This window comes from Sinorhizobium kostiense (genome assembly GCF_017874595.1).
In the GTDB taxonomy this organism is placed as follows: domain Bacteria; phylum Pseudomonadota; class Alphaproteobacteria; order Rhizobiales; family Rhizobiaceae; genus Sinorhizobium; species Sinorhizobium kostiense.
This window is the reverse complement of sequence record NZ_JAGILA010000010.1, coordinates 20,017-32,439: the sequence shown is the minus strand read 5'-3', so window position 1 is coordinate 32,439 and position 12,423 is coordinate 20,017. Positions and strand designations below refer to the sequence as shown.

General features: G+C 57.1%; 5 protein-coding genes and 2 pseudogenes. 2 read left to right on the top strand and 5 right to left on the bottom strand.

What is annotated here, in order from left to right; translation table 11 throughout:
* Nucleotides 1-14 precede the first annotated feature (14 nt).
* From J2Z31_RS26330 to J2Z31_RS26320, 3 genes are all read right to left on the bottom strand, one after another.
* The gene (locus J2Z31_RS26330; RefSeq protein ID WP_028002344.1) at nt 15-713 is read right to left on the bottom strand and encodes a type IV secretion system lytic transglycosylase VirB1; all 699 of its coding nucleotides are present in this window, start codon (nt 711-713) and stop codon (nt 15-17) included.
* A gap of 1,184 nt (nt 714-1,897) precedes the next feature.
* On the bottom strand, nt 1,898-2,380 hold the full coding sequence (locus J2Z31_RS26325; RefSeq protein WP_234939687.1) for a DUF192 domain-containing protein: 483 nt from the start codon (nt 2,378-2,380) through the stop codon (nt 1,898-1,900).
* A gap of 375 nt (nt 2,381-2,755) precedes the next feature.
* Nucleotides 2,756-5,338, bottom strand: coding sequence for a two-component system VirA-like sensor kinase (locus tag J2Z31_RS26320; RefSeq protein WP_328243654.1), 2,583 nt, complete (start codon nt 5,336-5,338; stop codon nt 2,756-2,758).
* A 1,949-nt stretch (nt 5,339-7,287) separates the two neighbouring features.
* Between J2Z31_RS26320 and virD4 the strand changes: the two genes are divergently transcribed.
* Nucleotides 7,288-9,015 (top strand): type IV secretion system ATPase VirD4, encoded by a 1,728-nt coding sequence (virD4, locus tag J2Z31_RS26315; RefSeq protein ID WP_209606517.1) that lies wholly within the window; start codon nt 7,288-7,290, stop codon nt 9,013-9,015.
* A gap of 62 nt (nt 9,016-9,077) precedes the next feature.
* Here the strand turns inward: virD4 and J2Z31_RS30135 are convergent.
* A pseudogene (locus J2Z31_RS30135) lies at nt 9,078-9,256 on the bottom strand (transposase domain-containing protein); the annotation flags it as partial.
* Nucleotides 9,257-9,803: 547 nt separating this feature from the next.
* Between J2Z31_RS30135 and J2Z31_RS26305 the strand changes: the two are divergent.
* The gene (locus J2Z31_RS26305) at nt 9,804-11,987 is read left to right on the top strand and encodes a prolyl oligopeptidase family serine peptidase (protein ID WP_209606286.1); all 2,184 of its coding nucleotides are present in this window, start codon (nt 9,804-9,806) and stop codon (nt 11,985-11,987) included.
* 249 nt (nt 11,988-12,236) lie between these two features.
* Here the strand turns inward: J2Z31_RS26305 and J2Z31_RS26300 are convergent.
* Nucleotides 12,237-12,389 (bottom strand): annotated as a pseudogene (locus tag J2Z31_RS26300) (transposase domain-containing protein); the annotation flags it as partial.
* Between the last annotated feature and the right edge of the window lie 34 nt (nt 12,390-12,423).

Sequence of the window (12,423 nt, the reverse complement as noted above, 5' to 3'; positions counted from 1 at the left end):
CACCTTTGTGTGGTTCAATCGAATATGAGTTGATTGTCTTCCATTGATTTGCCGTCATTCGGCATCTCTGGAGGATTTGATGAATCGCCGCCGGAACGGTGCCCATGGGGACCCCAGACATCCCACGTTTCTTCAGGCTTCGCCTTTTCGCTGCCTTTCTCCGGCGGGAGGAGTAGCGGAGGCACGATCTTTCGCGCGGCTAACTCAACCTTCCGCACATAACCGTTCGCAAACCCGCGCGTCAGATCCCCAGTATTGTAGGCGGAGATTGCCCGACGAAGCGCGCGTTGTTCTGCCGCGGCAGTCTTGCCGCCCGCGTAGCGGCTCTCAAGCAAGGTCCCTGCAGCCGAGAGTGAGATGCAGGGCTGAAATGCATTTTCGGGCGTGAGACCAAGCGCAGAAAAGTTCGTTGAATTGATCTGCATAAGTCCGACGTCGATCGAATGTCCCGCTTTGAGGCGCTCCTTGACGCTCTGCGTTGCTTCCATCGGATCTTTCCAGTGAAGGGTTTCACCGGTGGTATTGTCATGTGCCGAAAGCGGTTCAAAATCACTTTCAACTTTGGCAATCGCTGCAAGCGTTGATGGAGAAACCCACGGCGAGCATTCGCGGGCGAGCTGGCCGAACTCACGTAAGGACAGTGGTGCTGCTTCGCTTGAGAGATACATGGACGTCAAAAGGACCAGCGAGACTGGCCAAACTACATTCAACATTTCCCCCTGTCCCCTCTATCGCAACCCGTCGGCCGTGATTGGCATCTGTTGTTCGCGATTATGGGAAGGGTCTGTTACTCTTGGATTTTCGAGTCGCTCCTTTCTGTTTCATCTGAAGCAAATGCCGTTCAGGGCGTCAGGCGAGTACCCGATCCAGGAGCATCACCAAAGTGACCTGCTGCGGCTGTCCTGGAACTCAAGTCGGACCAAGCCAGGCAGCTTGCTTCAAAGTTATTCGGCTGTAATCAACTCAAGTGGCGTGATTAATGTAGGCCAACACACGTTGTCGTCATTGCAGGGACTGCGACCTTCCATGCCATCGTCTCGATTTTGAGCAATTTGATGAAGCTTTTGTCGCCCTTGACCATTTGTCTCGTCAGGCTAACGTCGGCACCGGTTCGATAGATGCACACGTCATCGGCAGCTTTGGCGCGCGGGCGATAGGCGATCGCTCTGGGTGTTTATCGTAAGCTCATAAGCTCACGACCAACAGCGCCGCGATCCGAGGCGGGGGATCTCCTGCCTGAATCGCGCCGCTGTCTTGGCTCCCTTCACCTGGCGCGGGCTCTTCAAGGCTATGTCTTGTCCGCGTGGTCGCATACGACCGCCTTCGCGCTCCTCGGATCAGCCCGACACCCGCCGCTCCCTCAAAGGCCGCATCACTACTTGCGCTGGCTTCTCTTGCCTCGCCGCTCGAAACCCGGGACGCGCGCCATGTGAGCGCCCGTGAACCGCCTCGGTCGCCCGGTCGCCAGACACCTTGCGAAAACAAACGTTTATGGGTTGGCGCTTAATTTTTTGGTTGAGCGCTCGCTTACGAGATGAACTTGATCACTCACTCAGCGCGAATACCCTCCAGTCCTCAACCGCTCAGGTGAGGCTGCCGAGAATCCACGCTCGCAAGATCGAACATAAGAGCGCGAGAGCAGCGTTAATGGAAGATGCAGTTTTGCTGACCGGACCGGAGCGGCGTCGGCGAACGGACTTTGAAGATCGCGCCCGTATTCTTGCGGACAGTTTCGCGCCAGACGCCCTGGTTTTCCAACGTGCCCGCGTTTCACCGGTTGGCTCGACAGACCTCACGTAGCTCCTCTCGGCAACCCAGCGGCTTCACCCCGTAGATGCCCGTAGCGGACACCGCTCACTGCCGCGGTTTCAATCGCAAGCGCCGGTGGTCCCAACCGCTAAAAACCTCGGCGGCTGTGGTTGGCGACTCTGTCAATGAGCGGGTGGCGGAGCCGCTCGCCGATCTGGATCCCGGCGATCTGCGCGGTTCCGGCTTTCAGCTCCAGTACAAAATGCGCGCCAACCCGCGGGCAGATGGGCATCGTAGAGAAGGGTCGACCCTTTTCGATCGCACGTATCTTTCCATCTTCGCCGACAAACATGAGATCGAGCGGAATGGCCGTGTTCTGCATCGTGAAACAGCGTGGCTGGCTGTCCTCAAAAACGAACAGCATGCCATGATCGTCGGCCATCGCGGTTCGGAACATCAATCCGCGCCGCCATTCTGCAGGCTCGTCCGCCACTTCTATCGAGAAGCGTTGCTCGCCCGATTTGGTCTCGACCGATAGAGCCGCCGGGTCGGGCGGTAGCAGCAGCGGGTCTCCGGCAAAGACCGTTTGAGCGTTGATGGTGAAGGCCGCCAGCGCGGCGAGATTCAGCAAGGGCATGGAAGGATCTCCGGACTATGGTCGGCACGCCAAGGACGATGGATGCGGGTGGGCTCGGCCGCCGTTGCCAATCATCCCCAAAGTCCCTACCTGAGGCGTGCCGCCACATGAAGAGCACCGGGCGAAGCCACCCATCCCGGCGCGCCGTCGCACGGCCAGTTGGTCGACACCTGCGCCGTTCGGCACTCTGAGCAAGCGTCGGCGACGCGCACGTTTCGTTCGGGAACTTGCTGCCGCTCCACGCGCCGGCGCTGGTGCGGCCATTGACACTAGCTGGCGCTGCTGGGTCCAGCGCACATCTCTCCCGCATGACCTTGGCCAGGTGCGTCACCATCCTTACTTCGCAGCAGGTGTGCACATCTAACCACGTCACGTCTTAATCCTCGTGCGAATTGCATACGCCAAGGTCCTGGATGACACCGGCTTATGCAGCGCAACAGCGCAGGCTTGATCGCCGCCCGTGAGTGGCATGTTAAGGTTAGCTCCTCCGACCAGGATGACGGGCACTGTCTTGAGGGCCGCTTGAACGGCGTCCACGCATTGATGCAGAAGAAAAGACGAACGGTCCGCGACAATGAGATCGGCTATTTTCCCCCTCAAAATCCAGTCGCAAAGACTCTCAAATGTCTTGAAACCGACTGGCTCAAAGCCCAAGGCGGCAATCCTGTCCTCATACAACTCAAGCGCCGCTGGATCAGGCTCTACTATGGCGATGATCTCTCCGTTGCCAAGGGGTGTATTAGGAGCACCAAAAAAACAAGCAGGACTGACTGGCTCCTTCGGGGAGGCTGGTAGGTAGATGTCGAAGCGCGTACCGCGCCCAATAGTTGAGCGAACGTCAATGTACCCTGCAAGCGCGCTCACATGACCGTGCACCGCAGCGAGACCGAGTCCCGTTCCGCCGATGCGAGAGCGCGTGGTGAAAAAGGGCTCAAAAATATGTGGCAGTACGGTTTCAGCAATGCCTTCGCCGGTGTCTGCCACGGACAGGAGGACATAGTTCCCAGGCGGCAGATCGCCATAAGCAAGTATCTTCGATTGACAGACCACAGCGCGAGAAACGCTGACCTCAATGCAGCCTTCATCGGTGAACGCCTCTGAGCCGTTTTTGCAGAGGTTCATCAGGATCTGCTGTATCTCGAGTGGGCTCCCTTCGATGACTGCTCGCTTCTCGTCAATTTTGAAATTCAGCTTTACATCCGCTCGAAGCCCTATGCGCAGCAACGGAGCTAGATCCATCACTACCTCGGAGACGTCGAAGGGCTTGATCACACGTTCCCGGTTTCGGCTCAGCGCCAAAATCTGATCGATAATCAGCCTCGCTCTGTCGCCTGCCGAGATGATTTGGTCGATGTAACCTCGAGTTCTTGAGGGGCGACGCAGGAGACTGTGGGCCATCTCGGCGTAGCCGAGGATAGCCCCTAGTATGTTGTTGAATTCATGCGCGATACCACCTGCAAGTGTGCCGACGGCTTTCAGCCGTTCCGCATGCTCCAACCGCTTCTCCAGCAGGACGCATTCGGTCTGCCTACGTTGAAGATCCAGGTAGTTGCAGACACGGGCAGCCGCGCACTCAAGAAGTTGGATCTCACTAGAAGAGGGCTGGAAACCGCCTCCCTCGTAGAGAAGGCAACAAACCGCCATGAGTGGATCTGAGACCTTGAAGACAAGCAGCTGACAAAGCCCCGGTGTACATTCAGCAAAGCAGCCACCGTTTTGCGCGGGAAACAGGCGAAACACGGGCTTGCGCTCCTCCGCCTGGGCAAGGGAAGCGACTTCAAGAAGCCAAGCATCATTCCAGGTAGGCGCAGGAGCATTGGCGGCAAAACACTCGGCAACACACCCCGCACTCACGTCGACCAGTGCGAGCGCGCACTGATCAGCATTGAAAAAGCGCTGGACAACTCGCAGTGCCCCTTGGGTAGAGGCGGTTAGCGAAGCCTCTGTTGCCGCACGACCTTCGAAGCAAGCCCCAATCTCCCTGGTTGCTGCTTGAAATTCCAAGCGCCTTGCCAATCGATCCGTCTGCAGACGCAGCCTGGAGACTAGCGCGATTATACAGAAGCAAAGGCATATAGAAATCACGCCTAGGAAAACACGTGCCCGCTGCTCACTCACATTGAGCAAGCTGTAGCCTTTCAGATATTCGCGCTCCAGTTCTGCAGCTTTGTCGATAGTGTCGGATGACGCGATCGCGTTTACAGCGTCGTTCACCTGCGGCAGCAAGGAAAGGATAACTCGGCCATGGCGAGCAAGCGAATGTTTAGTGGCTTCGTCCTCGCCCGTCGTCGCCTGAAGCCGCTCGAGATATTGATCGATCCGTGACGCAAGGCTCGAGCTCGGCCTCAGCGAAAACTGCAGGATCAGGTTGCCCAGTTCGAGAGGCAGTGTAGTACCAGAAACGTCGGTTTCCGACGGCAACTTCGCAAGCAAGCTCAGCGACTGGACGAAGCTACTGAGAGAAGCTTGCAAGATCACGTTTTGCGCGCCCATAGCTGCCACGGCCGCGTCAGTCCTTTCGACCGAAGACTTTACCTGCCTGAGCAGGTGAGAGAGGTCACCGGCGTTCTCAAGAGCCGCCCTGTCAAATAACGGCTCTAGCTTTGTCACGCTCTTCCGCAGAGCCCCTATGGTGGCGGGAAGAGGTTGGATACCCCCCGGGAAACCGGCACGGGCGCGGAGGACGTCACGTTGCAGTAATGCACAATTGACTTGAATTTTCTCCAGCTCACTTAGGATAGTGTGGCTGGTCTGTTCGTCCTGCCAGCGTGGCACCGCAAACAACAAAGTCGCAAGCACCAACATTAGGACAAGGTTGACACTGAGCCATTTCTCTCTGGGGGACGACGAACAATCATCCGCGTTTTTCTCCCTCTCTGAACACCGGGCCTCGAAGATCAGCTCAGTCTCAATCTGGTGGGTGAACGGCCGCTGCTGCATTAAGAAAGCCACTGTGGCCTCCATTCAGCAGACATCGCGTGCCCGCGACGATACGTCATAGCCTTGCGGCATCGAACGCCCCACGTTCGGGTGGGGCCGAGGAAAGTTGCCCGCCTTATTGGGCCTCGAAGGAATTGCATCTGGCGACGAATGACACTTTATTTCCCTTGGACATTCGAGCGGATGTTCGGCGTCACGGGAATCTGCACCTCTGTTGTGCTGAATATCTGGGCACCTCTCGCTCTGTTTCAGCCAGAGATGCTTGACATGCAATGAAGAGCTTACGCGCAAATAGCGCTTACACGGTGAACGTGACGCGCTATGAAGCTCATCGCCCCCAGTTTGAGCGTTCTCTGCTTCTGGAGGAGGATGCTAGATCCACACGTGCGTCATTGTCGGCCCTGTTGAGGCGCTCTGCGGTCGGACGCATCTCGCTCAGTTCCGCTCGAGAAACGGGTCCCTGACCTCCTGCGTGCCCAAGAGCTTGAGCGCGAGCCTCCTCGATCCTACGGTCCAAATTTGAAAGCGACGGCTCTGCCGCATGTCGAGCTGCAGACGGTGCAAGCGCCTCTACACCGGGAAGCGCACTGACGCTCTGCAAGTGGTCGACTGGCAGTTGCGCCTGTTGCTCAGCATTTAAGTGGTGATACCCTTTTAAAAGGGCGCGGGCAGCATTGTGCCGGGTGACCTGATCTGGCGGATCTGTGACGAGCTCAACTGCCCGATTAACGAGACGATCTCTATTTCCACTGTCCAGGTCACCTAGGTAGTCTCCTACCTTGGAAAGGGCCATTGCTTGAACTCTCGGGGGATCAATGGCCAAGATGCGGTCGACAGCGTCTGTTTTTCGCTCAGGAGTCTGAAATTTGAATGTTGGCGCGATTACGGGAGCTACAGCCTGTGCGAACGTACGGTTCGCCGGGCCTTCGTCCGGCGCGAGTTCGGCCACGGCCCTGTCGTGCAACGCTCTGGCTGCGCTGCCGAGCTGGTTGATCCGCCCGTGAAACTGTCCCACTGGGCTTGCCTGAACCGCCTCTCGTGTTGAGCGGCTCGTTAGCTCGAAGTTCGTCAGGTTATTTGCCGTTTCAGCTGTGTCGTGGGTAGGTAGACGGCTTGCTATCTCGGCCACCAGGTCGTTTGGAAAGTGAGTGTTTCGTTCGGCACTGCCGCCATCTCGGACTGAATTTCCATCGATACGCCTCCGCTGTCTTTCGCGTTCCATTGGTCACACTCCGACGTTGTTTCTACAGCTCCAAGGCTAACATCGAAGAGGGACCCGCTAAACGGATATTGCGTTACAGTTGTAGTTCTCCCTGAGGCGTCAAACCCAAACTTACGAGCCTGCCGAAGCATCAACTTCCTTAATTAAAATTGCGTTGGCCCCGGAGCCGCAACTTCCAGGTTATTGGATTCTGCCGTCGATGCGCGGGCTGAAAGAATTCGGGTCCTTTCGAAATCTTCTATCACTGAGTACGTGCTGCGATAAGAGGTCATGAGTAGGGAACGTGCAGTCAGATCTCGGCCTTCGGGATTGATGCAAACCATACAAAGTCAATAGTCCATTCGCGCCGGAGGCATGTCGGATCGGTGTTCTCTTTCGCAGCGAGAGGCTCACATTTCATGGCGGGCCGTCGCCGTGCCATGTCGTCTTGCCTTTTCCTCACTGGATAGAACAACAGGTGAAAGAATTCATTTTCCTCCACCCCGCAGAAGTGAAGACGAAACGGACTCGCCTTTCTATTTGCATCTATTTCGAATACAACAGATCAGCAAACACGAGTTTTGAATTACAAAGATTTCACTGCGCAATTACATTTGTAACAAAATGATTTACATATGTTCTTGCTTGTATTTCCTTACGCGCGGTAACCTGTATGAGGCGGAATCTTCTTCTCTTCACGAAGGCGTCGTGGCTGGGATTGGGGCCTGTCATGCAATCGCTCGACCCATACGGTGGATCAATGACTTCAGGCAAGAATGCGGCTTCAAGCATAATTCTAAGCATCATGTGTTCACTGGCTGCAGGTTTTTGTACGGCGAGTCTGTACGCAACATTTCGCCACGGATTTAGCAGTGAAGCGATGATGACATTCGACATCCTCGCCTTTTGGTACGAGACGCCTTTCTATTTGGGTTACACAACCCCCGCCTTCTATCGCGGCTTGGCTGTTGTCGTCGTTACGTCTGGCCTCGTTCTGCTAATCCAGCGAACCGTATGCCCGGCCGATCGCGAACATTACGGCACGGCCCGCTGGGCTGGATTGAACGAAATGCGGCGCGCGGGCTATCTCCAACGATACAGTCGCATCAGCGGCCCGGTATTTGGGAAGACGAGCCGCCCTTCTTGGCCTGGATATTACCTGACCAACGGGGAGCAGCCTCACAGCCTCGTTGTTGCACCGACCCGCGCTGGCAAAGGCGTGGGCGTCGTCATTCCAACGCTACTTACGTTCACAGGATCGGTGATCGCACTGGATGTTAAGGGGGAGCTGTTTGAGCTCACCTCCAGAGCACGTAAAGCCCGTGGCGATCATGTGTTCAAATTCACACCGCTGGACCCGGAGCGCCGGACGAACTGCTACAATCCTCTCCTGGATATCATGACCCTGTCTCCAGAGCGGCAGTTCATAGAGGCGCGTCGCTTGGCGGCGAACCTCATTACGGCCAAGGGGGAGGGCGCGGAAGGTTTCATCAACGGCGCACGAGATCTCTTTGTCGCCGGTGTACTGGCCTGCATTGAACGTGGCACGCCAACGATCGGAGCCGTTTACGACCTTTATGCTCAGCCGGGGGAGAAATATAAGCTTTTCGCGCGGCTCGCGGCGGAAACCCAGAACAAAGAGGCTCAGCAAATCTTCGATAACATGGCGGGCAACGACACGAAAATCCTGACCTCTTACACTTCAGTGCTAGGCGACGGAGGGCTCAACCTATGGGCAGATCCGCTGGTTAAAGCGGCGACAAGCCGATCAGACTTCTCAATCTACGATCTTCGGCGTCGAAGAACTTGCATTTATCTCTGCGTCAGTCCAAACGATCTCGAGGTGCTTGCGCCACTGATGCGCCTACTGTTTCAGCAGATCGTATCTGTTTTACAGCGCTCGCTGCCTGGCAAGGATGAGAAGCACGAGGTGCTATTCCTCCTCGATGAATTCAAGCACTTGGGCAAGCTGGAGACAATTGAGACAGCCATTACGACCATCGCGGGCTACAAGGGCCGCTTTATGTTCATCATCCAGAGCCTTTCGGCACTGACGGGCACATACGACGAGGCCGGCAAGCAAAACTTCCTCAGCAATACTGGTCTGCAGGTCTTCATGGCCACGGCCGATGACGAGACGCCGGCTTATATTTCGGAAGCTATCGGTGACTATACGTTTCAAGCACGCTCAATTTCCCACGGTCGAGGCCTCGATCGCAATATTCAGATTTCAGGTCAAGGGGCACCGCTATTGCGACCCGAACAGGTGCGCCTGCTGGATGACGAATGCCAGATAGTCCTTATCAAGGGAAAGCCGCCACTAAAGCTGAAAAAGGTGCGATACTATTCCGATCGAATGCTGAAGCGCATCTTTGAAAGCCAAACTGGAGGCCTTCCGGAGCCAGCATGCTTGACGATGTCGGAAGAGGATCACAGACTATGCGAGATGACCGCAGTTGCAACAGCAGTCAACCAGGTTCTCTCGTAAACCATCCGGCCAGGGCCGCAGGTTAGGCAGCCTGATGTTGTAGGGACCTCGTTGGCTGCCAATTCCTCGGGGAGCAATTGCTCGAGCCTGGTGATCGGGGTGTCGGCGATGCGAGCGAGCACGTCGGCAAGCCATGCCTGCGGATCGACGTCGTTAAGCTTGGCGCTCATGATCAAAGCGTCGCCATGAAGGCGGCACGATCGGCACCACGATCAGAGCCGGCAAAGAGCCACGATTTTCTGCTCATGCTGCGCTTCCTTTCCTGATGCTTGTGGCTGTTCTCGCAAACCCCGTTCTATCATCAGCTCGAAGCGGTAGCGCCTCTTCACCCTCTACAGATCCAGCGCAAGCCGAATACATCTGGGATGTTCCCATGACAAAGCGGCTTGTTGAGGTGATTACGTCGGTCGAGCGTCGCCGGCTCTGGTCTCGTGAGGAGAAGGAGCGAAGGAGCGGCTGGTCATCATATTCCTCTTAGTGAGCTGCCATCGCCGCAGCGCCAAGTCGGCAAGTGCGACTACGAGTTCCGGAAAAGCGATGGCGCACAATACTGACGTTGCCGATCAACATGCGGCAAAGCCTTCAATGACACTTTTAAGGAGAACGAGACAAATACCGCGTGTCAGCGCTCTGTCGCATGTCTGACATTGTCTGACATCAAAGGGGCTTGTCCTACACGACTTCCCACTGGCTCGTTTAAACGTATGTGACTGGCACACCTCTTGCTGAGAAGAGGGGCGAAGCCGGTTTAACCGCTTCGACACGTGAGGCTTTTCGAAAGGCGAAACATGGCAGCCACATTTGTGAACCAGCTTGATGATGGCAATGACCCTGCTACGGTGACCACCATGGGGGCTTCTGGCCAGATGACCACGGTCGCCAAGGCGATCGATTCCAACCCCAATCAGGTTCCCGAGCATGCCGCCGATCCTCGCGCCTATCTGAACGAGATCGACGGCGACAGGGCGATGACCTGGGTCAAAACGCGTAACCTGTCAACCGTCGACAAGCTGTCGAAAGATCCTCGCTACAGCGAATACCTGGCCGACATCCTGAATATCCTACAGGCCACCGATCGTATTGCTTCGCCCCGGTACGCGCACAGCGGGATGATCGACAACTTCTGGCAGGACGGCACGCACGTGCAGGGCCTGTGGCGACGTACGACCTGGGAATCCTACAGGTCCGGCGACCCGCAATGGCGCACCATTCTCGATATGGATGCGCTGTCCAAGGCCGAGGGAAAGACCTGGGTGTTCAGAGGCGGGGACTGCCTGCCCCCCGCCAACAATCTCTGCCTGATCCGCCTGTCCGATGGCGGCAAGGATGCGGATGTGGTGCGCGAATTCGACGTTGCCAAGGGTGAATTCATTAAGGACGGCTTCGTCCTGCCCGAATGCAAGCAGTGGGTGGCCTGGGTGGACGAGAACACCATTTATGTGACCCGGGAATGGACGCCGGGGGAAGTGACCGCTTCCGGCTACGCCTACGTCACCAAGGTGCTGAAGCGAGGCCAGAGCCTGGATCAGGCGGTCGAGATCTTCCGCGGCGACAAGAAGGACGTCTCGGCGCGGCGCGGCGTGCTGCGCGACATCGACGGCAATTATGTGATGGACACCTCCTATCGCGGCCTCGACTTCTTCAATACCGAGCGAGCCTTCTACCCGAACGGCCACACCGACACCCAAAAGGTGATCCTGCCCCTCCCGACCAAGGCCACTTTTGACGGCTACTACAAGGGCCAGGCAATCTACCGGTTGAAGTCGGACTGGACCTCGGCCAAGGGCACCGTTTTCCAAAATGGCGCGATTATCGCTTTCGATCTCAAGGCGGCGCTCGCCGATCCAGCGCACGTCGAACCGCTTGTGCTGTTCATGCCAAACGAGCATCAGTCAGTCAAAGGTATTACTCAGACCAAGAACCGTCTCGTGCTGTCGATCCTGTCGAATGTCAGCAGCGAGGTGCGCAGCTTCGATTTCGGCAAGGGCGGCTGGTCGTCCTTCAAGGTGGCCCTGCCGGAAAATTCGACCCTGTCGGTGACGTCCAGCGACAATGAGAGTGATCAGCTGTTCGTCTTCTCAAATGGGTTCCTCGAACCTTCGACCCTGTTTCGCGCCGATGCTGCAAGCGGCACAGTCGAGAAGATCAGGTCGGCCCCGGAACGCTTCGATGCCGAAGGCCTGCAAGTCCAGCAGTTCTTTGCGACCTCGAAGGATGCCACGAAGGTTCCGTATTTCCTCGTGGCGCGCAGGGACGTCAAGCTGGACGGCACGAACCCGACCATCCTCTACGCCTATGGCGGTTTCGGAATTCCAGTGTTGCCCAACTATTCGCCGGTGCTTGGCAAGCTATGGCTGGAAAAGGGCGGTGCCTTCGCGCTGGCCAATATTCGCGGCGGCGGCGAATTCGGACCGAAATGGCACGAAGCTGCTTTGAAGACCCATCGTCGGCGCGCTTTTGACGACTTCCAGGCCGTGGCGCAGGATCTGATCGCAAGGAAGGTCACCTCGACACCGCATCTCGGGATCATGGGCGGCTCGAACGGCGGCCTGCTCATGGGCGTGCAATTGACCGAGCGCCCCGATCTGTGGAACGCGGTCGTGATCCAGGTGCCGCTTCTCGACATGGTCAATTTCACCCACATGTCGGCAGGAGCCTCCTGGCAGGGCGAATATGGCAATCCAGACGATCCGGTCGAAGGCGCCTTCCTGCGCTCGATCTCGCCTTATCATAATGTCAGGGCGGGCGTGGCCTATCCCGAACCGTTCTTTGAGACATCGACAAAAGATGACCGTGTCGGTCCGGTGCACGCGCGCAAGATGGCCGCCTTGTTTGAAGATATGGGGCTGCCCGTCTACTATTATGAAAATATCGAGGGCGGTCACGCCGGCGCCGCCAACCTGCAGGAACAAGCCCGCCGCTACGCGCTCGAATACACCTACCTGTCTCAAAAGCTCATGGACAACACATGAATCCATAAGCCTTTAGGCCGTGCGGGGCCGATTTGAGCAAGATCAAGCCGGCGGCGAGGGCGGAGACTTGGGGCGCGCACGACGGGTGGAACCGAAAATCTGCACCAGATGCGCCGACAAATTCCGCCGTTCGGCAACAGCGCGCCAATAACGCGCCCCCGCGCAGGCCTCCATGGATACGATGCACGCAAGCTGCGTCGCCAGGGCCGCAGGTTAGGCAGCCTGATGTTGTAGGGACTTGGTTGCCCTTCAATTCCACGGGAGCAATTGCTCGAGCCTGGTGATCGGGGTGTCGGCGATGTGAGCGAGCACGTCGGCAAGCCATGCCTGCGGATCGACGTCGTTAAGCTTGGCGCTCATGATCAGCGTCGCGAGGGTCCCGTCGCCCATGGTATCGGAGCCTCTTTGCGTTTGTAGCACGGTCGGCAAAGACATT

What these genes read in the sequence shown, in the direction of transcription:
- virD4 (WP_209606517.1), top strand. Translation starts at nt 7,288, where the DNA reads ATGACTTCAGGCAAGAATGCGGCTTCAAGCATAATTCTAAGCATCATG.
- J2Z31_RS26330 (WP_028002344.1), bottom strand. Translation starts at nt 713, where the DNA reads ATGTTGAATGTAGTTTGGCCAGTCTCGCTGGTCCTTTTGACGTCCATG.
- J2Z31_RS26305 (WP_209606286.1), top strand. Translation starts at nt 9,804, where the DNA reads ATGGCAGCCACATTTGTGAACCAGCTTGATGATGGCAATGACCCTGCT.